Annotated in this window: 23 protein-coding genes and 1 pseudogene; 10 read left to right on the top strand and 14 right to left on the bottom strand. The window is 70.4% G+C overall.

Annotated features, from left to right (window positions below; translation table 11 throughout):
- Nucleotides 1-27: 27 nt before the first annotated feature.
- The 6 genes from ACZ53K_RS00120 to ACZ53K_RS00095 all read right to left on the bottom strand — a co-directional run bounded on the left by ACZ53K_RS00120 (nt 28) and on the right by ACZ53K_RS00095 (nt 5,871).
- Entirely contained in the window at nt 28-531 is a 504-nt protein-coding gene (locus ACZ53K_RS00120; RefSeq protein WP_468830016.1) for a GNAT family N-acetyltransferase, read from the bottom strand.
- A 56-nt stretch (nt 532-587) separates the two neighbouring features.
- On the bottom strand, nt 588-2,222 hold the full coding sequence (gene mctP / locus ACZ53K_RS00115; RefSeq protein ID WP_468830014.1) for a monocarboxylate uptake permease MctP: 1,635 nt from the start codon (nt 2,220-2,222) through the stop codon (nt 588-590).
- Entirely contained in the window at nt 2,219-2,494 is a 276-nt protein-coding gene (locus ACZ53K_RS00110; RefSeq protein ID WP_468830012.1) for a DUF3311 domain-containing protein, read from the bottom strand. The genes mctP and ACZ53K_RS00110 overlap by 4 nt, the downstream gene beginning before the upstream one ends.
- A gap of 125 nt (nt 2,495-2,619) precedes the next feature.
- A complete protein-coding gene (locus tag ACZ53K_RS00105; RefSeq protein ID WP_468830010.1) occupies nt 2,620-2,817 on the bottom strand; it encodes a CstA-like transporter-associated (seleno)protein in 198 nt (65 codons plus the stop codon).
- On the bottom strand, nt 2,814-4,970 hold the full coding sequence (locus ACZ53K_RS00100; RefSeq protein ID WP_468830008.1) for a carbon starvation CstA family protein: 2,157 nt from the start codon (nt 4,968-4,970) through the stop codon (nt 2,814-2,816). The genes ACZ53K_RS00105 and ACZ53K_RS00100 overlap by 4 nt, the downstream gene beginning before the upstream one ends.
- A gap of 142 nt (nt 4,971-5,112) precedes the next feature.
- Nucleotides 5,113-5,871: a GntR family transcriptional regulator gene (locus ACZ53K_RS00095; RefSeq protein ID WP_468830743.1), complete on the bottom strand. Its 759-nt coding sequence runs from the start codon at nt 5,869-5,871 to the stop codon at nt 5,113-5,115.
- A 306-nt stretch (nt 5,872-6,177) separates the two neighbouring features.
- Between ACZ53K_RS00095 and ACZ53K_RS00090 the strand changes: the two genes are divergently transcribed.
- The 4 genes from ACZ53K_RS00090 to ACZ53K_RS00075 all read left to right on the top strand — a co-directional run bounded on the left by ACZ53K_RS00090 (nt 6,178) and on the right by ACZ53K_RS00075 (nt 10,995).
- Nucleotides 6,178-7,449: an extracellular solute-binding protein gene (locus ACZ53K_RS00090; protein ID WP_468830006.1), complete on the top strand. Its 1,272-nt coding sequence runs from the start codon at nt 6,178-6,180 to the stop codon at nt 7,447-7,449.
- Between the two features lie 188 nt (nt 7,450-7,637).
- On the top strand, nt 7,638-8,621 hold the full coding sequence (locus tag ACZ53K_RS00085; RefSeq protein ID WP_468830004.1) for a carbohydrate ABC transporter permease: 984 nt from the start codon (nt 7,638-7,640) through the stop codon (nt 8,619-8,621).
- The gene (locus ACZ53K_RS00080; RefSeq protein WP_468830002.1) at nt 8,618-9,448 is read left to right on the top strand and encodes a carbohydrate ABC transporter permease; all 831 of its coding nucleotides are present in this window, start codon (nt 8,618-8,620) and stop codon (nt 9,446-9,448) included. The genes ACZ53K_RS00085 and ACZ53K_RS00080 overlap by 4 nt, the downstream gene beginning before the upstream one ends.
- 8 nt (nt 9,449-9,456) lie before the next feature.
- On the top strand, nt 9,457-10,995 hold the full coding sequence (locus ACZ53K_RS00075; protein ID WP_468830000.1) for a glycoside hydrolase family 3 protein: 1,539 nt from the start codon (nt 9,457-9,459) through the stop codon (nt 10,993-10,995).
- Nucleotides 10,996-11,175: 180 nt separating this feature from the next.
- Here the strand turns inward: ACZ53K_RS00075 and nagB are convergent, their stop codons facing one another.
- Nucleotides 11,176-11,958 carry a glucosamine-6-phosphate deaminase gene (gene nagB, locus ACZ53K_RS00070; protein WP_468829998.1) on the bottom strand — a complete coding sequence of 261 codons (783 nt, stop codon included), beginning with the start codon at nt 11,956-11,958 and terminating at the stop codon, nt 11,176-11,178.
- Between the two features lie 456 nt (nt 11,959-12,414).
- Here nagB and ACZ53K_RS00065 point away from each other — a divergent pair, with 456 nt between their 5' ends.
- Together ACZ53K_RS00065 and ACZ53K_RS00060 are read left to right on the top strand one after the other, a co-directional pair.
- Complete coding sequence (locus tag ACZ53K_RS00065; RefSeq protein WP_468829996.1) at nt 12,415-13,524, top strand: SIS domain-containing protein; 1,110 nt, start codon at nt 12,415-12,417, stop codon at nt 13,522-13,524.
- Between the two features lie 436 nt (nt 13,525-13,960).
- Nucleotides 13,961-14,638, top strand: a complete 678-nt coding sequence (locus tag ACZ53K_RS00060; protein ID WP_468829994.1) for a hypothetical protein — start codon at nt 13,961-13,963, stop codon at nt 14,636-14,638.
- Nucleotides 14,639-14,783: 145 nt separating this feature from the next.
- Here ACZ53K_RS00060 and ACZ53K_RS00055 read toward each other — a convergent pair whose 3' ends face one another.
- Nucleotides 14,784-15,539: a glucose 1-dehydrogenase gene (locus ACZ53K_RS00055; protein WP_468829992.1), complete on the bottom strand. Its 756-nt coding sequence runs from the start codon at nt 15,537-15,539 to the stop codon at nt 14,784-14,786.
- A gap of 83 nt (nt 15,540-15,622) precedes the next feature.
- On the opposite strand from ACZ53K_RS00055, the gene ACZ53K_RS00050 reads away from it, so the two are divergent.
- The gene (locus ACZ53K_RS00050; RefSeq protein ID WP_468829990.1) at nt 15,623-16,276 is read left to right on the top strand and encodes a TetR/AcrR family transcriptional regulator; all 654 of its coding nucleotides are present in this window, start codon (nt 15,623-15,625) and stop codon (nt 16,274-16,276) included.
- Between the two features lie 382 nt (nt 16,277-16,658).
- Nucleotides 16,659-18,128 carry a sensor histidine kinase gene (locus ACZ53K_RS00045; RefSeq protein ID WP_030017264.1) on the top strand — a complete coding sequence of 490 codons (1,470 nt, stop codon included), beginning with the start codon at nt 16,659-16,661 and terminating at the stop codon, nt 18,126-18,128.
- A 514-nt stretch (nt 18,129-18,642) separates the two neighbouring features.
- Here ACZ53K_RS00045 and ACZ53K_RS00040 read toward each other — a convergent pair.
- Nucleotides 18,643-18,900, bottom strand: a complete 258-nt coding sequence (locus ACZ53K_RS00040) for a WhiB family transcriptional regulator (RefSeq protein WP_003983230.1) — start codon at nt 18,898-18,900, stop codon at nt 18,643-18,645.
- A gap of 321 nt (nt 18,901-19,221) precedes the next feature.
- Nucleotides 19,222-20,190, bottom strand: coding sequence for a diacylglycerol/lipid kinase family protein (locus tag ACZ53K_RS00035; RefSeq protein ID WP_468829988.1), 969 nt, complete (start codon nt 20,188-20,190; stop codon nt 19,222-19,224).
- Between the two features lie 349 nt (nt 20,191-20,539).
- Between ACZ53K_RS00035 and ACZ53K_RS00030 the strand changes: the two are divergent.
- Nucleotides 20,540-20,959: pseudogene (locus tag ACZ53K_RS00030) on the top strand (hypothetical protein); the annotation flags it as partial.
- Between the two features lie 109 nt (nt 20,960-21,068).
- Here ACZ53K_RS00030 and ACZ53K_RS00025 read toward each other — a convergent pair.
- The 4 genes from ACZ53K_RS00025 to ACZ53K_RS00010 all read right to left on the bottom strand — a co-directional run bounded on the left by ACZ53K_RS00025 (nt 21,069) and on the right by ACZ53K_RS00010 (nt 23,595).
- Complete coding sequence (locus ACZ53K_RS00025) at nt 21,069-22,001, bottom strand: RNA polymerase sigma factor SigF (RefSeq protein ID WP_468830738.1); 933 nt, start codon at nt 21,999-22,001, stop codon at nt 21,069-21,071.
- 43 nt (nt 22,002-22,044) lie between these two features.
- Nucleotides 22,045-22,458, bottom strand: a complete 414-nt coding sequence (locus tag ACZ53K_RS00020) for an ATP-binding protein (RefSeq protein WP_003985353.1) — start codon at nt 22,456-22,458, stop codon at nt 22,045-22,047.
- Between the two features lie 271 nt (nt 22,459-22,729).
- Complete coding sequence (locus ACZ53K_RS00015) at nt 22,730-23,218, bottom strand: GNAT family N-acetyltransferase (protein ID WP_468829986.1); 489 nt, start codon at nt 23,216-23,218, stop codon at nt 22,730-22,732.
- A 116-nt stretch (nt 23,219-23,334) separates the two neighbouring features.
- The gene (locus tag ACZ53K_RS00010) at nt 23,335-23,595 is read right to left on the bottom strand and encodes a UBP-type zinc finger domain-containing protein (RefSeq protein ID WP_468829985.1); all 261 of its coding nucleotides are present in this window, start codon (nt 23,593-23,595) and stop codon (nt 23,335-23,337) included.
- Between the two features lie 105 nt (nt 23,596-23,700).
- On the opposite strand from ACZ53K_RS00010, the gene ACZ53K_RS00005 reads away from it, so the two are divergent.
- Complete coding sequence (locus tag ACZ53K_RS00005; protein WP_468829983.1) at nt 23,701-25,305, top strand: Na+/H+ antiporter; 1,605 nt, start codon at nt 23,701-23,703, stop codon at nt 25,303-25,305.
- Nucleotides 25,306-25,396: the final 91 nt, after the last annotated feature.

Here is a 25,396-nt window from a genome sequence, read left to right as displayed (position 1 = left end):
CCGGGGGCGCGCCGCTGCGGTCCCGCCTCATCCCGCGAGGTCGGCCCGGAACGCCCACAGCCGGACGCCCGGCACCGGCTCCCAGTCCCGCTCGGGTATGCGCGTGAACCCGGTGCGCTCGTACACACGGTGGGCCTTCTCGACGTGCGGCATCACCGAGAGCACCATGCGGGACAGGCCGAGGGAGCGGGCGCGGTCCATGCAGGCGCGCACCAGCGCTTCGCCGATGCCGCGCCCGCGGCCGTCGGGGGCGACGGCCAGCATTCGGAACTCGCCCTCGTCGGGACCGGCTATCTCGGCGTACGGGCTGCCGGGAGCGGCGAAGGTCACCACCCCCAGCAGCGCGCCGTCGGCGCCGGCCGCCGTCAGCACCTCGGCGTGTCCGGCCCGGTGCGCGACGTCGCGCAGCTTGTCCGTGTACGGGTCGTCGGCCCCGAACGCCAGCAGCCCGTCCGCCGCGTAGGCCGCCACGAGGAGTTCTCCGATCGCTTCGAACTCCTGCGGCCGCGCGGCCCTGATCGTGATGTCCATGAGGCAAGTGTGCACCGGGGGTCTGACAACAGGCCCCCGGCGCCGCAGCCGGCCCCTCAGTGCCCCGCCGGCGCCCCCGCCGTGGCCGGCGGCAGCTCGACCTGGACGCCCTTGTCGCCCGCGTCCGCCTTGTAGTCCTCCGGGGACGTCTCGTCGACGCCGTCCGGGGCCTTCGTGGCGCGCAGGACGACGGTCAGCACGACCGTCACAAGGACATTGAGGACGAACGCGGTCAGACCGATGTAGCCGATCTCGCCGATGCCGGGGATCTCCGCACTGGAGCCGCCGAAGTGCTTCTGCGTGGGGCTGGCCACCCCGTACGCCGCGACTGTGCCGTAGACCATGCCGACCGCCCAGCCGGCCAGCAGCGCCCACCGGTGGAACCAGCGGGTGAACAGGCCGCCGACCAGGGCCGGCATCGTCTGCAGGATCCAGATGCCGCCCAGCAGCTGGAAGTTGATCGCGACGGTCTTGTCCATCGTCAGGACGAAGACCAGCGCACCGACCTTCACCAGCAGTGACACCAGCTTGGCGACCTTGTGCTCCTGCGCGGGGGTGGCGCCGGGCTTGAGGAAGTCCTTGTAGATGTTGCGGGTGAACAGGTTCGCCGCGGCGATGGACATGATCGCGGCGGGGACGAGGGCGCCGATGCCGATCGCGGCGAAGGCCACGCCCGTGAACCAGTCGGGGAACATGTCCTCGAACAGCTGCGGGATGGCCAGCTGCCCGTTCTGCACCTTGATCCCGGCTGCCACCGCCATGAAGCCGAGCAGCGCGAGCAGTCCCAGCATCAGGGAGTACAGCGGCAGGATGGTGGTGTTGCGGCGGATCACGTTACGGCTGCGGGAGGACAGCGTCGCGGTGATCGAGTGCGGGTACATGAACAGTGCGAGTGCCGAGCCGAGGGCCAGCGTCGCGTACGCCCATTGCGCGTTCGGCCCGCTGGCCAGTTCGCCGCGCGGTTTGCCGGTCGCCGGATTCTTCTGCGCGAAGGTGTCCTCGGCCACCGCGAAGATGTGGTCGAAGCCGCCCAGCTTGATCGGGATGTAGATGATCGCGACGACGATGACCAGGTAGATCAGGCCGTCCTTGACGAACGCGATCAGCGCGGGCGCCCGCAGTCCGGACGAGTAGGTGTACGCGGCCAGCACGCCGAAGGCGATCAGCAGCGGCAAATCCTTGATGAACCAGTGGGTGTTCTCGCCACCGCCGACGCCCATCACGTCCAGTACGGCCTGGATGCCGACGAGTTGCAGCGCGATGTACGGCATCGTGGCGAGGATGCCGGTGAGCGCCACGGCCAGCGACAGGCCCTTGGAACCGAACCGGCCGCGTACGAAGTCGGAGGTGGTGACGTAGCCGTGCTTGTGCGAGACCGACCACAGGCGGGGCAGGAAGGTGAAGATCAGCGGGTAGACGAGGATCGTGTACGGGACCGCGAAGAACCCGGCGGCGCCCGCCGCGTAGATCGCCGCGGGCACCGCGACGAAGGTGTACGCGGTGTAGAGGTCGCCGCCCAGCAGGAACCAGGTCACCCAGGTGCCGAAGCTGCGGCCGCCCAGGCCCCATTCGTCGAGATTGTCGGACTGCGCGGCCTTGCGCCAGCGCGCCGCCAGGAAGCCCATGACCGTCACGGCCACGAAGAAGAAGATGAAGACGGCGAGCGCGACGCCGTTCACGCCGTCCTTCACCGGGACGCACCCCCCTTGAGCAGCCGCTTCTCACGCTGGACCAGCTTGTAGGCAATCATCGTGAGCGCGGTCGAGATCAGCACCCACAGCATCTGGTACCAGTAGAAGAACGGGATGCCGATGAGGGTCGGCTCCACCTTGGCGTACGAGCTCACCCACAGCATCGCCACGAAGGGCGCGACCAGGCACAGCCCGGCGATCACGCGCGTGGGCGTGACGACCGGGGCGGCTCTGCCCGCTGGTGTTCCGGCTGATTCGGACGGCTCTGGCATGGCCGTGGCTCCGTTCCCTGGCGGTCCCTTGGCGATCACGGGGGTAATGGGCAGGAAATCTAAGCCAGGGAAGTTGTACGCGTCACTACCTGTCCGCATATCGGTACGGCAACGAACCGGCGACCTCAGCAGCAGCGGAAACCGGAACGGGGGTCGTCCTCGCGTGCCGCGGCGCGCCGCCGCTCGAATTCCCGGCGACTGGGAATCGGCGCGTCCGGCGCCTCCCGCCGGATATGCGTGACGTAGTGCTCGTACGCGCTCTCACCGGTCATTTCCCGTACGTACCAACGGATCCAGCGCAGGGCGCGCCGTACCCCGCTCACGGCCCGCTCCGCTCCGCGGCCGCCAGCTCCGCCTTCTCCTCCTTGGAGGCCACCAGCCCGGCGGGCGCGACGATCGCCGACTTCACGTACGGCGCCTCGCTCAGCCGGGTGGCGGCCGGGTCGCGCAGATGGCGCACGCACACCCGGGCCGCGTCCGCGATCACCACCACGATCAGCAGGGCGAGCACCGCCGACAGCACGCCGTCCACCGTCGAGTTGGTGACCACCGTGTGCATGTCGCTCATGTTCTTGGCGGGCGGCAGCACCTTCCCGGCGTCGATGGCGTCCTGGTAGACCGCACGCTGAGTGAAGAAGCCGACCTTGGGGTCCCCGGAGAAGACCTTCTGCCAGCTCGCGGTGAGGGTCACGGTGGCGTCCCAGACGAGCGGGACGCCGGTGATCCACGCCCACTTCAGGCGGCCGGACTTGATCAGCAGCGTCGTGCAGACGGTCAGCGCGACCGCCGCCAGGAGCTGGTTGGCGATGCCGAAGACCGGGAAGAGCTGGTTGATGCCGCCGAGCGGCTCGTGCACGCCGACCCACAGGAAGTAGCCCCACAACGCCACCACGGCCGCGCTGCACAGCACCAGACCCGGTTTCCAACTCACCCTGCGGAACGGCTTGTAGACGTTGCCCAGCATGTCCTGGAGCATGAAACGGCCGACCCGGGTACCCGCGTCCAGCGCCGTGAGGATGAACAGCGCCTCGAACATGATGGCGAAGTGGTACCAGAACGCCTTCATTCCGGCACCGCCGAAGACCTGCGAGAAGATGTCCGCGACCCCCACGGCGAGGGTGGGCGCGCCGCCCGTACGGGACAGCAGGGTGTGCTCCTCCACGGCCTTGGCCGCGGCCGCCAACTGGTCGGGGGAGATGCTGTATCCGAAGTGCGCGACGGCCTGGGAGGCCGACTGGACGGTGTCGCCGATGACGCCGGCCGGCGCGTTCATCGCGAAGTACAGCCCCGGGTCGATGATCGACGCCGCCACCAGCGCCATCACCGCGACGAACGACTCCATGAGCATCGACCCGTAGCCGATCATGCGGATCTGGGTTTCCTTCTGCACCATTTTCGGTGTGGTGCCGGAGGAGATCAGGGCGTGGAAGCCGGAGAGCGCGCCGCAGGCGATGGTGATGAAGACGAACGGGAAGAGCGAGCCGGCGAAGACCGGTCCGTCGCCGCGCCCGGCGAAGTGGGTGACCGCGTCCATCTGCAGGGTGGGCAGCGTGACCAGCACGCCGACCGCCAGCAGCCCGATCGTGCCGATCTTCATGAAGGTGGAGAGGTAGTCGCGGGGCGCCAGCAGCGTCCACACCGGCAGTACGGACGCGATGAACCCGTACGCCACCAGCCAGATCACCAGCGTCTTCGGCTCCAGCGTGAAGGTGCCGGCCCAGGACGAGTCGGCCACCCAGCGGCCCGCGACCAGCGCGAGCACCAGCAGTGCCACCCCGATCAGGGAGACCTCGGTGACCCGGCCGGGGCGCAGTACCCGCAGGTAGAAGCCCATCAGCAGGGCGATCGGGATCGTCATGCCGATGGAGAAGGTGCCCCAGGGGGACTGCGCCAGCGCGTTGACGATGATCAGTGCCAGTACGCCCAGCAGGATGATCATGATGGCGAAGGCGGCCAGCAGTGCGGCGGCCCCGCCGACCACGCCGATCTCCTCGCGCGCCAGCTGTCCCAGCGACCGGCCGTCGCGCCGGGTGGAGAAGAACAGCACCACCATGTCCTGGACCGCGCCCGCGAAGACCACGCCGACGATGATCCAGATGGTGCCGGGAAGATAGCCCATCTGGGCGGCGAGCACCGGCCCGACCAGCGGCCCGGCGCCCGCGATCGCCGCGAAGTGGTGCCCGAGCAGCACTCGCCGGTCGGTGGGGTGGAAGTCGACGCCGTCGTTCAGCCGCTCGGCGGGCGTGGCGCGGGTCCGGTCGAACTTCAGTACGCGGGTGGCGATGAAGCGCGCGTAGAAGCGGTAACCGATGGCGTACGAACCGAGGGCGGCGGCCACCATCCAGGCGGCCGAGACCTGCTCGCCGCGGGACAGCGCGAGCAGTGTCCAGCCGGCGGCGCCGACCAGCGCCACGGCCGTCCACAAGGCGATCTTCCGGGGGTTGGCGGCGCTGCGCGGCCGGCCTGCTGGGCGCACGTGTACGTCCTCCCGTCGACGCGACGACGGAAGGACCGTAGAGGCAGGAGGGCGGCTCGCGCCATACCCCGGGAGGCGGTGCGTCGGGCCCGGGGCGTACGGCCGCGGGTTCCGCACCGTACGGCCGCGGGCCCGGCTCCCGTCAGTCGGCCGGGCGCCGCAGCCGGGCCACGAACTTGTAGCGGTCGCCGCGGTAGACCGAGCGCACCCACTCCACCGGCGCGCCCTGGGCGTCGAGGGAGTGCCGGGAGAGCATCAGCATGGGCAGGCCCACGTCCGTGCCGAGCAGCCCGGCCTCGCGCGGTGTGGCCAGCGATGTCTCGATGGTCTCCTCGGCCTCGGCGGGCCGGACGTCGTAGACCTCGGACAGCGCCGTGTAGAGCGAGGTGTACTTGACGAGATTGCGGCGCAGCGCGGGGAAGCGCTTCGCGGACAGATGGGTGGTCTCGATGGCCATCGGCTCGCCGCTGGCCAGCCGCAGCCGCTCGATGCGCAGCACCCGGCCGCCGGCCGCTATGTCCAGCAGCCCGGCCAGCCGGTCGTCGGCGGTGACATAGCCGATGTCCAGCAGCTGCGAGGCCGGCTCCAGGCCCTGGGCCCGCATGTCCTCGGTGTAGGAGGTCAGTTGCAGGGCCTGCGAGACCTTGGGCTTGGCGACGAACGTGCCCTTGCCCTGGATGCGTTCCAGCCGGCCTTCGACGACCAGTTCCTGGAGGGCCTGGCGTACTGTCGTACGGGATGTGTCGAACTCCGCCGCGAGGGTCCGCTCCGGCGGTACCGGCGTGCCCGGGGGCAGCGTCTCGGTGATCTCCAGCAAGTGGCGCTTGAGGCGGTAGTACTTGGGCACACGGGCGGTGCGTGCGCCGCCGCCGTTGTCCGCACTGCCCCCGTCGGTCTCCATGACCCGCCTCTCCGACTCCTGTCGCGCTGCCGTCACCGGCTCCTCCGTACGTAGCGGCTCATCGTGGCACGGGTGGGGTCCCGATGCTCCCTTGCTGGTCCGTGCCCGCTCGCTGGGCCTGACGCCAACGTAGCGTCTGCCCTGCGGACGGACGCCGCCGCAGCGGCGACAGGCCCCAGATGTCGGTCCGGTAACGGACCTGACAGCGACTCTTATACACCCTTGACACCCCAAAAGGTCTAGGCCAAGCTGCGGGCACTGGTCTAAACCATTAAAGACCACTCACGGCCTTTAGGGGAGAGCGCAATGAAGCGTGGACTCATAGCGGCGACGGCAGTCGCGGGAATGTTGGTCAGTGTCGCTGCCTGTGGGTCCGGCGACGGCAAGACGGCGGGAGCCTCGGACTTCAAGGGCAAGAAGCTCATCGTCTGGGTCATGGACGGCTCCAACCCGGCCCAGTGGACCAAACAGGTCTCCGAGGACTTCAAGAAGAAGACCGGCGCCACGGTCGAATTCCGCGTCCAGCAGTGGAACGGCATCCAGCAGAAGCTGACCACCGCCCTCTCCGAGGACAGCCCGCCCGACGTCGTCGAGATCGGCAACACCCAGACCGCCGCGTACGCCAAGGCCGGCGCACTCGCGGAACTGGGCGACCTGAAGAAGGAGATCGGCGCCGACTGGAACGACTCCTTCAACAAGGCGGCCATGGCCGACGGCAAGCAGTACGCCCTCCCCTGGTACGCGGGCAACCGCGTGGTGATGTACAACAAGAAGATCTGGGCCGCGGCCGGCATCAAGGAACTGCCCAAGACCCGCACCGAACTCTTCAAGGCGTTCGACACCATCAAGCAGAAGACCGACGCCGAGCCGCTCTACCTCCCCGGCCAGAACTGGTACTTCTTCGACGGCCTGACCATCGGGACCGGCGCCGACCTCGTCAAGAAGGACGGCGGCAAGTGGGTCTCCAACCTCGGTGACCCCAAGGTCTCCAAGGCCATGGACATCTACAAGCAGTACCAGGCGTTCAGCACCGCCCCGAAGAACAAGGACGAAGCCACCCCGCAGCAGGCGGAGATCTTCTCCAAGGGCAAGACCGGCGCCATCATCGCCATGGGCTACGAAGCCCCCACCGCCGTCAAGGCCAACCCGGCCATCAAGGACGACATCGGCTTCTTCCCCATCCCGGGCGAGACCGCCGACAAGCCCGAAGGCGTCTTCCTCGGCGGCTCCAACTTCGCCGTCGCCGGCGGCGGCCAGAACCAGGAACTGGCCAAGGAGTTCCTGAAGGTCGCCCTGTCCAAGAAGAACGACGGACAGATGGTCAAGGAGGTCGGCTGGAGCCCGAAGTCCCCCGACCTCGCGGACGCCGCCAAGGGCAACCCGGCCGCCGAGGCCGCCGCGCCCGGCGCCGCCAAGTCCAGCGGCACCACCCCGCTGATCCCCGAATGGGCCCAGGTCGAGAACACCCCGAACCCGATCAAGAGCTACATGACCGCGGTGCTCAACGGCAAGGCCCCCGCGGACGCCGCCAAGGACGTCGAGAGCGAAATCAACAAGCGGCTCTCGCAGAAGCAGTGACCGCGGGCGCGCCCGGCGGACCGGCCCGGCCGGCTCCGCACGGCACGCCTCGGCACCAGTGACCGCGGTCCCCGCGGCGGCGCCAGCCGCGGGGGCCGCACCGTACGGGTTCCGTACGGGAGCCGGCCGTCCCGGCCCCCGTACGGAACCGACCAGCATGAGCACGACCAGGTGATGGGGAGCGGGACATGTCAGTGCAGATCGAGGACGCGGTGCGAGACCCCGCGCCGCGGATCGGCAAAGGCGGCGCCCCGCCGCCCCGGCGCGGCCGCAAGACCGGCCGGACCGCCGGAAAGGCCCCCTACCTGCTGCTGATCCCGGCCCTGGCCGCCACCGCGGTCTTCCTGGGCTGGCCCATGGTGCGGAACCTGATCCTCTCGTTCCAGAACCTGAACATGAAGCAGCTGATCCAGCACCTCACCGAGTGGCGCGGATTCGGCAACTACGCCGAGATCCTCGGCGGCGAACAGTTCTGGCGGGTCACCCTCCGCACCATCGTCTTCACCGCCGTCAACGTCACCCTGATCATGGTGCTGGGCGTGCTCATCGGCCTCCTGCTGGCCAGGCTCGGCAAGAAGATGCGCCTGACGCTCTCCGTCGCACTCGTCCTGACCTGGGCGATGCCCGCCATCGCCACCACCACCGTCTTCCAGTGGCTGTTCGACGCCCGCTACGGCATCGTCAACTGGGTACTGGACGCACTGGGCTGGCACTCCATGGCGCGCTACGACTGGGTCGGCAGCCAGCTGTCCACCTTCTTCGTCATCACCGTACTGATCGTCTGGCAGTCGCTGCCGTTCGTCGCCCTGAACCTCTACGCCGCGACCACGACCATCCCCAAGGAACTGTACGAAGCGGCCCGGATGGACGGCGCCGGCACCTGGAAGGTCTTCACCAGCGTCACCTTCCCCTTCCTCAAGCCGTTCTTCCTCGCGACGACGTTCCTGGAGGTCATCTGGGTCTTCAAGGCGTTCCCGCAGATCTTCGCGATCAACGAAGGCGGCCCCGACCGGCTCACCGAGACGCTGCCGATCTACGCCTTCACCGAAGGCGTCGGCAACCTCCACTTCGGCATGGGCGCGGCCATCTCGCTGCTGACCATCATCGTGCTGCTCGCCATGACCGCGTACTACCTGCGACTGACCCTGAAGCAAGAGGAGGACGAGCTGTGAACCGCTCACTGCTCGGCCGCATCTGGCCCAACGCGACGGCGATCGTGCTCGCCCTCGGATTCGTCTTCCCCGTGTACTGGATGTTCACCACGGCCTTCAAGCCGAACAGCGACATCATCACCGAGGACCCGGTGTGGTTCCCGCTGCACGGCACCTTCGAACACTTCTCGACCGCCGTGAACGCCCCGAACTTCTGGACCCTGGTGGGCAACTCCGTCACCGTCACCGTGCTGGCGGTCGGAATCTCCCTGCTGATCGCCCTGTGCGGAGCCTTCGCCATCGCCCGGATGCGCTTCAAGGGCCGCAAAAGCATCATCCTGACCTTCATGGTCGCCCAGATGGCGCCCTGGGAGGTCCTGGTCATCTCGGTCTACATGATCGTGCGCGACGCCGACATGCTGAACAGCCTGGTGCCGCTGACCTTCTTCTACATGCTCATGGTGCTCCCCTTCACCCTCCTGACACTGCGCGGCTACGTCGCCGCCGTACCCAAGGAGCTGGAGGAGTCCGCGATGGTCGACGGCTGCACCCGCCGGCAGGCCTTCGTGAAGGTCATCTTCCCGCTGCTGGCCCCCGGCCTGATGGCCACCTCACTGTTCGGCTTCATCACCGCCTGGAACGAATTCCCGCTGGTGCTGGTTCTCAACAAGGAGCCGGACAAGGGCACCCTGCCGCTGTGGCTCTCCCAGTTCCAGAGCCAGTTCGGCGACGACTGGGGCGCCACCATGGCCGCCGCCTCCATCTTCGCCGTACCGATCCTGGTCCTGTTCCTGTTCCTGCAACGCAAGGCGGTCGGCGGACTGACCGCCGGCGCAGTGAAGGGATGACGCGCGCCATGACGACACTCCTGCACCCGGCCGATACCCTCACCCGCGACGCGCTCACCGTCCTCCAGCCCGGCTTCACCGGCACCTCCGCCCCCGACTGGCTGCTGCGCCGCCTCGGCGAGGGCCTCGCCTCGGTGGGCCTGTTCGGACGCAACGTCGCCTCACCCGACCAGCTCGCCGCGCTTACCGCCCAGCTGCGCGCCGAACGCGAGGACCTCCTCGTCGCCATCGACGAGGAGGGCGGCGACGTCACCCGCCTCGAAGTACGCGGCGGCTCCTCCTTCCCCGGCAACCTCGCCCTGGGCGCCGTCGACGACACCCGGCTCACCCACGACGTGGCCCGCGAACTCGGCCGCCGCCTCGCCGAGTGCGGCGTCAACCTCAACTGGGCGCCGTCCGCCGACGTCAACTCCAACCCGTCCAACCCGGTCATCGGCGTACGCTCCTTCGGCGCCGACCCCCTCCTGGTCGCCCGGCACACCGCCGCGTACGTCGAAGGACTCCAGTCCGCCGGCGTCGCCGCCTGCGCCAAGCACTTCCCCGGCCACGGCGACACCGCCGTCGACTCCCACCACGACGTACCGCACATCGCCGCCGAACTGCGCACCCTCCAGGAACGCGAACTGGTCCCCTTCCGGGCCGCCATCGCCGCCGGCACCAAAGCCGTCATGAGCGCGCACATCCTGCTCCCCGCCCTGGACGGCACGCTGCCCGCCACCCTGAGCCGCAACGTGCTCACCGGTCTGCTGCGCGCCCCCGCCTCCGAAGGCGGCCTCGGCTTCGACGGCCTGATCGTCACCGACGGCATGGAGATGCAGGCCATCTCCGCGACGTACGGCATCGAACGGGGCAGCGTCCTGGCCATCGCCGCCGGCGCGGACGCCATCTGCGTCGGCGGCGGACTGGCCGACGAAGCCACCGTGCTGCGGCTGCGCGACGCCCTGGTACGGGCGGTACGCGACGGCGAGCTGTCGGAGAAGCGGCTCGCCGACGCCGCGGCACGGGTCCGCGCCCTGGCGCGGTGGACCCGGAGTGCGGGCGCGACACAGGGGGCCCTCCCCGGGGAGCGAGGGGCCGCGCCCGCACCCGAGGCCGGCCTCGTCGCGGCCCGCCGCGCCCTGCGCATCACCCGCAACGGCCCGTACGAACCGCTCACCGCGCCCGCCTACGTCGCCGCCTTCACCCCCGTCGCCAACATCGCCGTCGGCGACGAGACCCCCTGGGGCGTCGCCGCCGAACTGGCCCGGCTGGTGCCCGGGACGGAGACGGGGACGTACGGGAACAGCGGCGCTGCCGGGCCGCCCGCCCAGATCGCGGAGGTGCTGCGGGCGGCGGGGGAGCGGCGGATCGTCGCCGTCGTACGCGACGCACACCGGCACACCTGGATGACCGACGCCCTCGACGCCCTGCTCGACGCCCGCCCGGACACGGTGGTCGTCGAAATGGGCCTCCCGCAGGCAGCCCCGCGCGGAGCCCTGCACATCGCCACCCACGGCGCGGCCCGCGTCTGCGGCCTCGCCGCCGCGGAGGTCATCGCGGGCGACTGAACCCCCGCCGGGCCGCGGAAGGGGAGCCGCGGTCCGGCGGGATGACCGGCGTACGACGCGACTCGGCCGGGGCGCCCATGCGGGTGCCCCGGCCGAGTCGCGTGCGGCGGTGGTTCGTGTGCGGTGGCGGTTCGTGTGCTGCGGTGCGGCGGCGGTCCGCTCTGGCCGCGTTCCGTCCGCCTACAGCCCCTGCCACTCCGGCTTGGCGGCGTACGTGGCGCGGAAATAATCGGCCAGCTTGAGCTTGGACGCGGCGGCCTCGTCGACCACGACCGTCGCGTGCGGGTGCAGCTGGAGCGCGGAGGCCGGCACCAGCGCCGAGACCGGTCCCTCGACGGACTGCGCGACGGCGTCCGCCTTGCCCTCGCCGGTGGCCAGCAGCACCAGGTGACGGGCCTCCAGGATGGTGCCGATGCCCTGGGTGATGACGTGGTGCGGCACCTCCTCCAGGCTGTCGAAGAACCGGGCGTTGTCCTCCCGGGTCTGCTGCGTCAGCGTCTTGATACGGGTACGGGACGCGAGCGAGGAGCACGGCTCGTTGAAGCCGATGTGCCCGTCGGTGCCGATGCCCAGCAGCTGGAGGTCCACGCCGCCGGCCTCGCCCAGCGCACGGTCGTACGCCGCACAGGCCGCCTGCACGTCCTCGGCGGTGCCGTCGGGCCCCATGAACGCGTCCTCGCCGAGCCCCAGCGGCTCGACGACCTCGCGCAGCACCACGGAACGGTACGACTCGGGGTGCCCGGCCGGCAGCCCGACGTACTCGTCGAGCTGGCAGACACGGGCACGCGAGACATCCACGCCACCGTCGCGGACCGTGGCCGCCAGCGCTTCGTAGACGGGCAGCGGAGTCGATCCAGTGGCCACACCCAACAGCGCCTCGGGCTTACGGCGCACCAGGGCGGCGATGGCCTCCGCGATCAGCTCGCCGCCTGCCTTGGCGTCCGGGACGATGACAACTTCCACGCTGTGCCTGCCGATCTGGAGAATGGACTCATGTGGTATAGACCAATCTACCAGAGCCCGCCCCGCCGGCCCCGGAGACATCAGGCGACCGCCTGCTGAACGGACGGCGAAGCGGGGACCGGCGGGACGGGGCGCCTGGCGGCCGGGGCGGGCGTTGGGATGTGCCGGGTCGTCGGGGTACGGGGCCGGTGTCGGGGCGGGGCCGGTCGTCGGGCGGGGCCCGGAGGCTGGGCGTGCGTGGTGGCGAGGGTGGGGGCGGGCGTGGTCGACTGGGTGCGGCCGGGCGGACCGGCGGGAGACCCCGGGGCGCGGGGGCGCGGGGCGTTCCGCCGTACGACGGCCACTTCAGGTGACGACGTGACGGGTGCGCGGCGGACGCGCACAGGCGCTCCGGCCGGGCGCCGCGAGAACGGTGAGCGGTACGCGGGCACGGTCGGTCCTCGGGAGGCGGTCAGCATGTCCGGCACGGTGAACCCCACACGGCACGACACGTCCGACGAACGGCCCGGCCGCCACATGGCCGCCGAGATGGCGGAACAGCCCGACGTCCTGCGTCGCATCCTCGCCGAGGGCGCGACGCGCATCCGTACGGTCGCCGAGCAGGTCGCCGCCCGTCAGCCGCGGTTCGTCCTGTTCACCGCGCGCGGTACGTCGGACAACGCGGCGCTGTACGCCAAGTACCTGTTCGAAGTGCAACTGGGCAAACCCTGCGGCCTCACCTCCATGTCCACGACCACCGCCTACGGTGCACGGCCCGATCTCAGGGACTGCCTGGTCGTCACGGTCAGCCAGTCCGGCGGGTCACCGGACCTCGTCGCCTCCACCAGGGCCGCCCGCGAGGCCGGTGCGATCACCCTCGCGGTGACCAACAACGCCGGATCGGCGCTGGCCGGCGTCAGCGAGTTCCACATCGACGTACTGGCCGGCCCGGAACGCGCCCTGCCCGCCACGAAGACGTACACCGCCGAACTCCTCGCCCTCTACCTCTTCGTCGACGGCCTGCGCGACAGCTGGGGCCATCCCGGCCCGCGAGCCGCGGGCGACCTGGCCGCGAAGGCGCTGCCGGACCTCGCCGAGTCCGTCCTCGACCGCCACGACGAGGTCAAGGCCCTCGCCGCCCGCTACCGCTTCGCGGAACGCATGGTGCTCACCTCACGTGGTTACGGCTATCCGACCGCCAAGGAAGCGGCCCTGAAGCTCATGGAGACCAGCTACATCCCGGCTCTCTCCTACTCCGGCGCGGACCTCCTGCACGGCCCGCTCGCCATGGTCGACAACATCTCCCCGGTGATCGCGATCGTCACCGACGGCAGGGGCGGCGAGGCGCTGCGGCCCGTACTGGAGCGGCTGCGCGACCGGGGCGCCGACCTGGTCGTCATCGGCAGCCACGCCGAGGTCGCCCGGGCCGCGGCCGGCTTCGCGCTGCCGACCGACGGCGTGGCCGAGGAACTCCAGCCGATCCTGGAAATCCTCCCCCTCCAGATGCTCGCCTACGAGGTGACCCTCGCCCGAGGCCAGGACCCCGACGCCCCCCGCTCCCTCGCCAAGGTCACGGAGACCCACTGACTCCCGGCTCCGGCGCTCGGTGGTTCCCGGCCCTGGCGCCTGGTGGCTCCCGGCTCCGGCAGCCGGTGACTCCCGGCTTTGACAGGCCCACCGACGCGTTGCCGTCAGGAAGGCGGTCGGCTTGCCTGGCCGACGACTGTCCGCCACCACGGCCCGCTGGTGGGCTGCACGGCCGTCGGCTGGCCACCGGCGGATCGCCGGCTGGCTGCCTGGCCGTCGGCTGGTCACCAACGGCCCACCGATTGGCCTGCCCGGCCGTCGGCCGTCCTCCCGCCGGTCTCGGGGCGGCCATATTGTTGCCCGCCCGCAGCCCCCCGCACCTACCGGGTTCGGATCGCCCCGCCCCCGCCCCCGCCCCCGCCCCCGCCCTACCGGCTTGCCGACCTGCTGGCCTGCCGGTCCGCGTCGGCAGTGCGAAAGCGGGTGGGCTCTTGTCTTGACCTCCCTCATCGGGTATGGCAGGCGTATGTGGACGCGGAGCCTTGACCTGTGGGTGGAGCGATGGGTGGAAGCACTCCTCCCTGGCGTTGTGCGGCGCGTCCTGGCGGGGGCGGAGCCGCAGCCGCGATGGGTGCCGCGGCGGTTGCTGGTGGTGGTGTCGGTCGATGTCGACACCACGGACGGTGTCGGTGCGGTCTGGATCGAGTGGCGCCCGAAGTCCGCAGGGGCGCGGGAGCACACTGTGCTCCTTGAGTGGCATGAAGGGCAGTGGAGGTACCTGAGTGGCGGGTATGGCTCGGCGGATGAGCCTGTCGACGTCGACGTGCTCGACGTCAGAGCCGGCGGGGGTGCGCTCAGCCTCGCCTGCCCCCGTGACTCGTTGCACTCCACGGCCACAGCTCCGTGGATCAGCTGCGCCGAGATCCACATAGGGCGGGAGGTCAGCCACCTTCTCGTCGGCGACCGCCGGATCGACGCACCCGACCAGCGCAGACTCGTCGTCGCCTGGACGGCCTCCCGCTCCGGATGGGGAACGCGCCCTCTCATCGTGGCTCTCGGGCGCGGCGGCGCGGAACTCTCCCGCCTCGGCCCCCAGGACAGCCTGGACACGCACACCTGGGCGCGGCTGAGAGAGGAGGGAGAGGAGAGGGAGGAGGGAGAGGGGGAGCGGTGAAAGATGAACAACGCCCGGCTGACCGTTGTCGCCTCCCTGTACCCGCGGCCTGGCCCCCTGCACCCGGCCCGGGCCCCTGCTCCTGGTCCGCCTCCCTGCTCCGAATCCCCGGCCCCGGTACCGACCCCAGTCACTCCCCCCCTCGTCAGAGCAGCGCACCCCCCGCCGCGTCGATCCACTGTCCTGTGACCCAGCGGCTGTCGTCCGAGGCGAGGAAGGCGACGATGTCGCCGATGTCGTGGGGCTCGCCGACCCGGCCCAGCGGGGATATCCCCTCGGACGCCCGCCACGCTTCGGGATCGTCGCGCAGCCAGCCCGCGTTCATGTCGGTGTCGACCACGCCGGGGGCGACCGCGTTGACCGTGATGCCGCGGGGGCCCAGGTCCTTGGCGAGTGTGGAGGTGAAGACGTCGATCGCGCCCTTGGTCATCGCGTAGGCGATCAGCTCGGGAGAGGCGGCGCCGTGGGTGAGGGCCGTCGAGATGTTGATGATGCGGCCGCCGTCGCGCAGGCGCGGCAGACCCTGTTGGGTGACGAAGAACGGGGCCTTCGTGTTGACCGCGAAGACGCGGTCGAAATCTTCCTCGGTCACGTCTGACAGGGAGTCGCGGCGACCGGTGATGCCGGCGTTGTTGACCAGGATGTCCAGGCCGTCGGCCCGGGCGTCGAACGCGGACCACAGTGCCGCCGCGTCGCCTGGCACGCCCAGCTCCGCCTGGAGGGTGAAGGCCCGGCCGCCCGCCTCCTCGATCGCCGTCACCGTCTCCTTCGCGGCGGCCTCGTCGCGTCCGTAATGCACGGCGACCAGTGCGCCGTCCCGTCCCAGCCGCTCGGCGATCGCCCGGCCGATGCCCCTGCTGCCGCCCGTGACGAGCGCCGTCCTGCCCGTGAGCACGCCCATGACCGCGCCCCCCCTTTCTGTATCGGTTGCTATAGAAAGAACGGTAGCAGGGTTTCCGTAGCGAGCGCTATAGAATTGGGGGCATGGCGACGAAACAGCGCGCACAGCGCGGGCGGCCCCGGTCCTTCGACCGCGAGACGGCCCTGGAACAGGCGATGCGGGCCTTCTGGGAGCACGGCTACGAAGCGGTCTCCATCGCCGACCTCACCCAGGCCATGGGCATCAAGGCGCCGAGCCTGTACGCGGCGTTCGGGGACAAGCGGACGCTCTTCGAGGAGACGGTCGAGGCGTACGTCCGGGATTTCGGCGCCTTCTCCGGCCGCGCCCTCACCGAGGAGCCGACCGCGCGCCGGGCCGTGGCGCGGATGCTGCACGAGGCGGCGGCCTTCCACACCCTGCCGGGCTACCCCCGCGGCTGCATGATCATCACGGCCGCCACCAACTGCACGGTGCAGTCCGAAGACGTCGTACAGAGCCTCCAGGAGCGCCGCGCCCAGACCGTGGAGCTGCTCAAGGAGCGGATCCGGAGCGACATCGAGAGCGGTGAGCTGCCCGCCGGCACCGACGCCCACGCGCTGGCGGCCTACGGCACGACCGTGCTCCAGGGCATGTCGCAGCAGGCGAGGGACGGCGCGGACCGTACGACCCTGGAGCGGGTCGCCGACCTGGCGATGGCCGCCTGGCCCTCCGGGCGAAGCGAGAGGGCGAGCGGGGGATCGTCGTCCGCGCCCGCCTGAAAACACCCGCGGGCCGCGGCGCCGGGACAGGACCCTCAACCTGTCCGGCACCGCAGCCCGGAGCTTCATCGGCCGGCCCGGCGGCGGGAGGGGCCCCACGTGCGGTAGGGACGCGCGCCCGCCCAGAGGCCGGTCGACCGGAGGCCGTCACGCAGTCAGGGCAGAGAGCGTTCGGGCCTCTAATCCACTCTCCTGTGCGGGGAGAGCGGAGGTTCTTTCGAGAAGTTCTCGGAGTCTTGGTGCCCGTACCGCGGGGCCCGGGGGCCGCCCCGCATGGGGGTGCGGTACCAGCTTATTGTGGACTAGACCATTCAGATCTGTCCATGCCCTTGCGAGGGCAACACCTACACCGTACGCCGGTAGGCTCCAAGGCGTGCCCTCCATGAACGATCTCGTACGCCAGCACACCGCCCTCAGTGACTCCGACCTGGAGTGGCTGCACCTGCTGGTGTCGGAGTGGCAGTTGCTCTCCGACCTGTCCTTCGCCGACCTGGTGCTGTGGGTCCCCACCCTCGACGGCACACGGTACGTGTCCGTTGCCCAGATGCGGCCCAACACGGGACCGACCTCCTACCAGGACGACATGGTCGGCCACCTCGTTCCGCGGGGCCGCCGTCCGATGCTCGACTCCGCCCTGGACGAGGGACGGATCGTACGTGAGGGCGACCCCGAGTGGCGCGAGGAAGTGCCGGTCCGGGTCGAGTCGATCCCGGTGCGCCGCGAGGGCCGGGTGCTGGGCGTGATCGCCCGTAACACCAACCTGCTGACGGTGCGGACGCCGAGCCGGCTGGAGCTCACTTACCTCCAGAGCGCCTCGGACCTCGCCCAGATGATCGCCGCAGGATCTTTTCCCTTCCCCGGTCAGCAGGTCGACATGGACGCCTCGCCGCGGGCCGGCGACGGGCTGATCCGGCTCGACGCGGACGGCGTCGTCCAGTACGCCAGCCCGAACGCACTGTCGGCCTATCACCGCCTCGGCCTCGCCGCCGACCTCGTGGGACACCACCTCGGCCAGGCCACCGCCGAACTGGCGCCCGCCCGCGGCCCCGTCGACGAGGCCCTGGTCAAGCTGGCCAGCGGCTGGGCGCCCCGGGAGTTCGAGGTGGAGGGCGAGGACGGGGTGATCCAGCTGCGCGCCATCCCGCTCAAGCCCAAGGGCACGCACATCGGTTCCCTGGTCCTGCTGCGCGACGTCACCGAACTCCGGCGCCGCGAACGGGAGCTGATCACCAAGGACGCCACCATCCGGGAGATCCACCACCGGGTGAAGAACAACCTGCAGACCGTGGCCGCCCTGCTGCGCCTCCAGTCCCGCCGGATGGACTCCGAGCAGGGGCGCGAGGCGCTCAACGAGGCCGTACGCAGGGTCGGTTCGATCGCGATCGTGCACGAGACGCTGTCCCAGAACCTCGACGAGCGCGTCGAGTTCGACGAGATCGCCGACCGGGTGCTGGCGATGGTCGCCGAGATCGCGCCGGGTGCCGTGACCACCCGCCGTACGGGCCGCTTCGGCATACTCGACGCCGAGGTCGCCACCCCGCTGTCCATGGTCCTCACGGAGGTCCTGCAGAATGCCCTCGAACACGCCTTCGTGCCGGGTGATCAGGGGTCCGTCGAGGTGGGCGCGGTACGCGGCGGCAGCCGTACGGAGCCCCGCCTGCTGGTCACGGTCCAGGACAACGGTCGTGGCCTGCCGGACGGGTTCGATCCGCACCGGGCCGGGAATCTCGGGCTGCAGATCGTACGCACACTCGTGGAGGGTGAGTTGGGCGGAAAGTTCGACATGGTGCCCGGCGCCGAGCGCGGCACTCAGGTGATTCTCGACATTCCCGTACGGGCGGAGAAGCACTGATGAGGAAGTCGCTCATCAAGTGAGCGGCCGCTGCGCGGAATTCGGGAAATCCCGGGAAAAGTCCGTGTGGCGATCCCGGCCCGCCGAATGGCCGTACAGCAGATCGACGTAACGGAAGAGTGACGGCGCGGGCGGCGAATGGACGACGGTGGGACGGGGTAAGTCACTGGGGTCGCCCGGGAGATGAAGGTCCGGACCTTTTCGCCGGAAGGTGTGCGTCCCCTGGGAAGGTGTGCGCCCCTCGGGAGGGTGGGTGCCCCCTCCGGGGTGGACGGGCTCCGGGGTGGCGGGCGTCCTTCGGGGAGGTGCCGGGTGGGGCGGTGGCGCGGTCCCCGAGGTGCCGCAGGTGGCGGGCTTCGGGAGGAACGGGTTCTGGGCAGCAGTAAGCCCCGGACCCATCTGGTCCGGGGCTCAAAGCTCACATTGCGTGGGGAGCTCCCAGGCGCCGGGGGCGCTGGGGGAGCATCGGGGGTACTGCGCGCTGCGGCTCGGGGGCCACGGGGGCGTCTGGCGGTCAGGCGCTGGCGTTGCGCGCCCGGTTGCGAGCTGCACGGCGCTTCATGGCGCGGCGCTCGTCTTCGCTGAGACCACCCCAGACGCCGGAGTCCTGGCCGGACTCAAGCGCCCACTGCAGGCACTGCTCCATGACGGGGCAGCGGCGGCAGACGGCCTTGGCTTCCTCGATCTGCAGCAGCGCAGGACCGGTGTTGCCGATGGGGAAGAAGAGCTCGGGGTCTTCCTCGCGGCAAACGGCGCGGTGACGCCAGTCCATGGCTGCTCCATCTCCTCGTATGACGGGATCGTTGCTTGTGAATGTGAACGCTTTCACGAATCCCTCCACAAGGGAAGGGCCGAACCCCAGTTGAGAACTGGTGCGGTCCTGAAGAATGAGGAGGAGGATTCGGGCTCTCAAGGGGGCCGGTAGAAACGGCCGTCCCGATCGCCATGAAGAGACTCGCAAACCTCGGCGGCGGATACAACCCCTTCCGGAAACTTTTTTTTGATTCCTTGGTGTCGCCTAGGTCACAGCCGTACTTCTAGGGGGTGGAAGTCAGCCTAAACGTTCGACTGAAAGGACTTTAGGCCCTACTGCTCACACAATCACACGCAGTGCACGGCGAACGCCTGTGAACGTCACGCTCGTACGGAGTCCCAGGTGGTCACCGTCCATCTGGAAGGGCAGTGGCGCCTGCGAATGCAAGGTGAAGTCCGTCAAGTCATGGAGCGAGACCACATGCTTGCCCCGGGGGCCTCGCTCCGGTGTTGACGCCAGGAGCTGGGTCGCGTAGCGGGTCACCGCGGATGCGGACAGTTTGGACAGGGCGAACACGTCCAGCGCCGTGTCGAAGGACGCCGCCGGAGCCGGGTAGACCGGGCGATTGCCCAGGTAGGTCCAGGGAGCGGTGTTGCAGATTATCGACATGACCAGCTGCTCCACCGGGTCCTCGCCCGGTCGCTCCAGCGTGATCGTGCCGTGCCGGCGGTTCGACTCGCCGACGTACTGGCGCAGCACCTGCCGCATGTAGAGCGAATGCGTCGAACGCTTGCCGCGCTCCCGCTGCTGTTCGACCCGGCCGACCACACCGGCGTCGAAGCCGAAGCCCGCGCAGAACGTGAACCAGCGGGCCGGCACCCCCTCGTCCTCCGTACCCGGCGTGCCGGCGGCCAGGCCCAGGCCGACCGTGCGTTCGCTGCCGTCACGCAGCGCGTCCAGAAGGGCGCCGGTCGCCTCGACCACGTCGTTGGGCAGGCCGAGGGCACGGGCGAAGACGTTGGTGGAGCCGCCGGGGACGACGGCCAGGCGTGGGAGGGAGTCGGGGGCGGGACCGTGCGTCAGCAGACCGTTGACGACCTCGTTCACCGTGCCGTCACCACCGAGAGCGACGACCAGCTCGATCTGGCCGCCCTCGGCCGCCTGCCGGGCCAGGTCGCGGGCGTGGCCCCGGTAGCGGGTTTCGGCGACCTCCAGCTTCAGATCGCTGGCCAGCGCGTGGGTGAGCACTTCACGCGTACGCGCACTGGTGGTGGTAGCTGCGGGATTGACCACGAGAAGTGCGCGCATGTGGAGCAGGGTACCTACCTGCCGGTACTCGACCCACTCCCTGCCCGCCGTGCGGAGGAGGGTCCGGGGCTACCCTGCTGGGGTGAGCAGTAAGCAGAAGCGGCCCGCGGCCGAGGCGGCCAAGCCCTCCCGGCCGGCCGAGGCGACGCAGGGCGGCAAGCCGGACGGGGAGAACGTACGGGCCGGAGGCGCGAGGGCCGGTTCGGGCGGAAAGCCCGCGAAGTCCGGGAAGTCCGCAAAGGCCGGAGACGCCGGAGAGGCCGGTTCGCGGGGTGAGTCCGGCAAGGGCTCCTCGTCCGCCAGAAGGACTCCGGCGGGCAGCGGCGGCAAGGCGGGCAAGAGCGGCAAGGCGGGTGGTTCCGCGGCTCCCGAGCCGAGCGGTCCGCGGCCGGCCCGGCTCAGCGTCGCCGCGGTGCTCACCGCCGTCGAAGGTGTGGCGCTGGCCGCCCTCGGTGTCTACATGCTCGTCGACGGGCTGACCGGCTCGCCCGACAGCGCCCGCCAGGCGGAGACGGGCGGCCTGACCGTGCTTGCGCTGGCGGTGCTGCCGCTGGTCGCGGCGCGCGGGCTGTGGCTGCGGCGCCGCTGGAGCCGAGGGCCCGCACTGATCACCCAGATCGTGGCGTTCCCGGTCGCCTGGACGCTGATCAACGGCGGCGGCGCGCTGATCGCGGCCGGTATCGGCCTGGCGGTGGTCGCGATCGCGGTCCTCGGGCTGCTGGTCAATCCGACGGCCACCGAGGCGCTGGGGATCGCACCCCGGGACTGAGGCGCGCTGTGTGCGCCGGTGACAGGCACAGCCGGCGGCGCGTACGCAGGTGCCCCGGGCTCGGACACCGAGGCCGGGGCGGTGGCGTGTGCGGGCGGAGGCCTCCGGGCTACTCCTCCACCAGGAGCTTGTCGCGGAGCTGGGCCAGGGTGCGGGCCAGCAGGCGGGAGACGTGCATCTGGGAGATGCCGACCTCCTGGGCGATCTGCGACTGGGTCATGTTGCCGAAGAAGCGCAGCAGCAGGATCTTCTTCTCCCGCGGCGGCAGATCCTCCAGCAGCGGCTTGAGGGACTCGCGGTACTCGACGCCCTCCAGCGCCTCGTCCTCGGCGCCCAGGGTGTCGGCGACGGCCGGTGACTCGTCGTCGGTGTCCGGGACGTCCAGGGACAGCGTGCTGTACGCGTTCGCCGACTCCAGACCCTCCAGGACCTCCTCCTCGGAGATCGCGAGGTGCTCGGCCAGCTCGTGGACCGTGGGGGAGCGGCCGTGCCGTTGCGACAGCTCGGCGGTCGCGGTGGTCAGCGACAGCCGCAGCTCCTGGAGGCGGCGGGGCACCCGGACCGCCCAGCCCTTGTCGCGGAAGTGCCGCTTGATCTCGCCGACGACCGTGGGCGTGGCGTACGTGGAGAATTCCACCCCACGGTCCGGGTCGAAGCGGTCAACGGATTTGATCAGACCGATGGTGGCGACCTGGGTCAGGTCGTCCAGCGGCTCGCCGCGGTTGCGGAAGCGCCGGGCCAGGTGCTCGACGAGCGGCAGGTGCATCCGTACGAGCGTGTTGCGCAGCTCGGCTCGCTCCGCCGATCCGTCGGGCAGCTTGCGGAGCTCGTAGAACATCGCCCGCGCGCCGCTGCGGTCATGGGGGTCGTGAGGGTGGTGCGGGGTGTGCGGATCGCGTTCGTTCCGCTTGTTCTCGCTCTGGTCCATGTGGTCCGCCCGCTCTGCCTGCTCCGCCGCGTCCAAACGGCCGCCGTGGTCATCCGCGCCCACCGGTTGCGGCCGGGCATGATGCTGCTCGGGGATGGCCACACCAGGCGCCATCCGCGTGCCGCTTTCAAGATCCTTCACGGGGCCCCCTGTTCGGTCATGACGGTCCGGGACCGGCGCCGCGCTCCTTGTACAGGCTGATGGTGACCGTACGGTCCTCCGCGACGGTGGAGTCGACCTTGCCGGCCAGCGCGGAGAGCACCGTCCAGGCGAAGGTGTCGCGCTCGGGGGCGCGGCCGTCGGTTGTCGGGGCCGAGACGGTCACCTGCAGCGCGTCGTCGATCAGGCGGAAGACGCAGCTCAGTACGGAGCCGGGCACGGCCTGTTGCAGAAGAATCGCGCACGCCTCGTCCACGGCGATACGCAGATCCTCGATCTCGTCGAGGGTGAAGTCCAAGCGGGCTGCGAGTCCGGCCGTGGCCGTACGCAGCACCGACAGGTAGGCACCCGCAGCGGGCAGCCGGACTTCCACGAAGTCCTGGGTCCCGGGCTCGCCTGCGATCTGGGACACCCTCACCTCCAAGGTGACACAAGCTGGTTGAGCTGATATTCGCGCCGGTCGCGGCCCCCTCTCGTGTACAAGAGGACAACGATCCGGCGCGGCACATGGTTCGCCTGCGACGCTATCGCGATCTGCGGGGCGATGTCGCCCGGAAGAGGCAGCGCCGGCTTCCGGCATGGCGGTTGGTCTCGCAGTGCCCCGCAGCCCTACGACTGTCACTCATTGTAAGCCTACGGGTACGGACAGTGGCTAGGGGTCTGCACTGCCAAATCGGAACTAGTTACGCTGCGTTGACGTTCGAGACGCCCGCGAGATTGTGCAGCGCATCTCCAGTGAGCCGGAAGACGGTCCATCCGTCCATGGGTTCGGCGCCGATCGACCGGTAAAAACCGATGGACGGTTCGTTCCAATCCAGAACTGACCACTCGAAACGCTCGTAACCGCGCTCCAGGCAGATCTCCGCGAGGGCCGCGAGGAGCGCCTTGCCGTGGCCGCCGCCGCGGGCCTCGGGGCGGACGTAGAGATCCTCCAGATAGACACCGTGCGTGCCCGTCCACGTCGAGAAGTTGCGGAACCACAGGGCGAACCCGACGGGACCCTCCGCGTCCTCGGCTATGAGCGCGAACGCCGCCGGATGCTCACCGAAGAGGGCCTCGCGCAGCTGTGTCTCGGTGGCCCTCGCGGATTCCGGGGCACGCTCGTACGCGGCCAGCTCGCGGATCATCGTGTGGATGACGGGTACGTCGTCGACCGTCGCGGTGCGGATCATGCCTGAAGGCTAGCGGGCGGCACTGACATTCGGTCCAGGGGTCCGGAATACCCGGCTCAGGGGGTGGGGGGACCCGGCCGTGGGACAGGGAATCCGCCCGCCCGCGCGCCGACCGCTCAGACGATGGTCTCGTCGACGAAGCACCACCGCCAGCTCTCACCCTGTTCGTACGAGCGCATGACCGCGTGGCCGGTCGCTGCGAAGTGGCCCGTCGCGTGCCGGTACGGGGAGGAGTCGCAGCAGCCGACGTGTCCGCACACCAGGCACAGCCGCAGCTGTACGGGGTGGCTGCCGACCGCCTCGCACTCGGGGCAGGTGGCGGTCAGCGCGGCGGGTTCGGGGCGCGGCAGTTCAGGCACATGCGGGCACTCGCTCATGATTGCCAGGTTAGATCGCAGGAGCGGGCGTGGCACGGGCGGCCGCGCGGTGACCGGGGCGGCACGGGCCGGCCACGGTGGAACGGGACAGGACGGGCGAGGCCGATGGACGTGATGCCACTACTGCTGCTGGTCGCGGGTAGCGCGGCGGTCGCCGGGGCCGCCCGGCGCACGCCCGTACCGGGGCCGCTGCTGCTCGTCGCCACCGGCCTGGTGGCGGCGTACATCCCGGGCGTACCGGACTACACGCTCGATCCGCACATCGTGCTGCCGCTGCTGCTGCCCCCGCTGCTGCACACCGCGGCACTGGAGAGCTCCTACCTCGACCTGCGGGCCAACCTGCGGCCGGTGGCGCTGCTGTCGGTCGGCTACGTGCTCTTCGCGACGGTCGCCGTCGGATACGTGGCGTACCTGGTCATCCCGGACCTGCCGCTGGCGGCGGCGCTCGTCCTCGGCGCGGTGGTCGCGCCGCCGGACGCCGTGGCCGCCACCGCCATCGCCCGCCGGCTGCGCCTGCCGAACCGGATCACGACGATCCTCCAGGGCGAGTCGCTGGTCAACGACGCCACCGCGATCACCGCGTACAAGGTGGCGGTGGCCGCCGCCGCGGGGGTGGGCGCGACCTGGACCGACGGCCTCCGCGAGTTCGCGGTCGCGGCGCTCGGCGGCATCGGCGTCGGGGTGGTGCTGATGATCCCGCTGCACTGGCTGCGCTGCCGGCTGCGGGACGCGCCGCTGCTGGAGAACACCCTGTCGCTGCTCATCCCGTTCGTGGCCTACCAGGTCGCCGAGGAGTTCGGGGCGTCCGGTGTGCTGGCGGTCGTCGTGGTCGCGCTCTACCTCGGGCACCGCTCCTGGCAGGTCGACTTCGAGACGCGGCTCCAGGAGGAGGCGGTGTGGAAGATGGTCTCCTTCGTACTGGAGTCGACGGTGTTCGCGCTGATCGGTCTCCAGCTGCCGGTCGTCCTGCGCGGGCTCGGGGAGTTCAGCGGCGCGCAGGCCGCCTGGTACGCGGTCGTGGTCTTCCTGGTGGTGGTGCTCGCGCGCTTCGTGTGGGTCTTCCCCGCGACGTTCCTGCCGCGGGTGCTGTCGGAACGTATCCGCGCACGCGAGCCCGGTACGGACTGGAAGGCGCCCGTGCTCGTCGGGTGGGCCGGGATGCGCGGTGTGGTGTCGCTGGCCATCGCCTTCTCGATCCCGGTGACCGTCCAGGACTCCGGCGACGGGTTCCCCGCGCGCAACCTGGTGCTCTTCCTGACCTTCACGACCGTCATCGGCACGCTCGCCGTACAGGGCCTGACGCTGCCGCCCCTGATCCGCGCGCTGCGGCTGCCGGCGCGGGACGTACGGGGCGAGACGCTCGCCGAGGCGCAGGCGCAGAACGAGGCGTCGCGGGCCGCTGAGCAGCGGCTGACCGAGCTGCTGGAGGACGGGCGCAACGCGCTCCCCGGGCCGCTGGCCGACCGGCTGCGTACGGTCATGGAGCGGCGGCGCAACGCGGTGTGGGAGCGGCTGGGCACGGTCGACGAGGTGACGGGGGAGTCGGCGGACGACACGTACCGGCGGCTGGCGCGGGAAATGATCGACGCGGAGCGCAAGGTGTTCGTACGGCTGCGGGACGAGCGGCGGATCGACGACGAGATGATGCGGGTGCTCTTGAAGCGGCTGGACCTGGAGGAGGCCGCGGCGTACAGGGAGGGGGCCGACTAGGGCGTTTCTGATGGATCTCCGTGGGGGACGGAGCGGCGTTCGGTGCGTGCGCTTGGGGGTCCCCCCTGCTCGAAGAGCTAGGGGGAGTGCG

This window comes from Streptomyces sp. NPDC033221, from assembly GCF_055577005.1.
Note: the sequence above shows the minus strand (reverse complement) of the source record. Positions and strands in the feature narration are given on the sequence as shown.

What these genes read in the sequence shown, in the direction of transcription:
- ACZ53K_RS00090 (WP_468830006.1), top strand. Translation starts at nt 6,178, where the DNA reads ATGAAGCGTGGACTCATAGCGGCGACGGCAGTCGCGGGAATGTTGGTC.
- ACZ53K_RS00015 (WP_468829986.1), bottom strand. Translation starts at nt 23,218, where the DNA reads ATGATCCGCACCGCGACGGTCGACGACGTACCCGTCATCCACACGATG.
- ACZ53K_RS00050 (WP_468829990.1), top strand. Translation starts at nt 15,623, where the DNA reads ATGGCGACGAAACAGCGCGCACAGCGCGGGCGGCCCCGGTCCTTCGAC.
- ACZ53K_RS00065 (WP_468829996.1), top strand. Translation starts at nt 12,415, where the DNA reads ATGTCCGGCACGGTGAACCCCACACGGCACGACACGTCCGACGAACGG.
- ACZ53K_RS00040 (WP_003983230.1), bottom strand. Translation starts at nt 18,900, where the DNA reads ATGGACTGGCGTCACCGCGCCGTTTGCCGCGAGGAAGACCCCGAGCTC.
- ACZ53K_RS00120 (WP_468830016.1), bottom strand. Translation starts at nt 531, where the DNA reads ATGGACATCACGATCAGGGCCGCGCGGCCGCAGGAGTTCGAAGCGATC.
- ACZ53K_RS00110 (WP_468830012.1), bottom strand. Translation starts at nt 2,494, where the DNA reads ATGCCAGAGCCGTCCGAATCAGCCGGAACACCAGCGGGCAGAGCCGCC.
- ACZ53K_RS00010 (WP_468829985.1), bottom strand. Translation starts at nt 23,595, where the DNA reads ATGAGCGAGTGCCCGCATGTGCCTGAACTGCCGCGCCCCGAACCCGCC.
- ACZ53K_RS00045 (WP_030017264.1), top strand. Translation starts at nt 16,659, where the DNA reads ATGAACGATCTCGTACGCCAGCACACCGCCCTCAGTGACTCCGACCTG.
- ACZ53K_RS00095 (WP_468830743.1), bottom strand. Translation starts at nt 5,871, where the DNA reads ATGGAGACCGACGGGGGCAGTGCGGACAACGGCGGCGGCGCACGCACC.
- ACZ53K_RS00075 (WP_468830000.1), top strand. Translation starts at nt 9,457, where the DNA reads ATGACGACACTCCTGCACCCGGCCGATACCCTCACCCGCGACGCGCTC.
- ACZ53K_RS00005 (WP_468829983.1), top strand. Translation starts at nt 23,701, where the DNA reads ATGGACGTGATGCCACTACTGCTGCTGGTCGCGGGTAGCGCGGCGGTC.
- ACZ53K_RS00055 (WP_468829992.1), bottom strand. Translation starts at nt 15,539, where the DNA reads ATGGGCGTGCTCACGGGCAGGACGGCGCTCGTCACGGGCGGCAGCAGG.
- ACZ53K_RS00085 (WP_468830004.1), top strand. Translation starts at nt 7,638, where the DNA reads ATGTCAGTGCAGATCGAGGACGCGGTGCGAGACCCCGCGCCGCGGATC.
- ACZ53K_RS00035 (WP_468829988.1), bottom strand. Translation starts at nt 20,190, where the DNA reads ATGCGCGCACTTCTCGTGGTCAATCCCGCAGCTACCACCACCAGTGCG.
- ACZ53K_RS00025 (WP_468830738.1), bottom strand. Translation starts at nt 22,001, where the DNA reads ATGGCGCCTGGTGTGGCCATCCCCGAGCAGCATCATGCCCGGCCGCAA.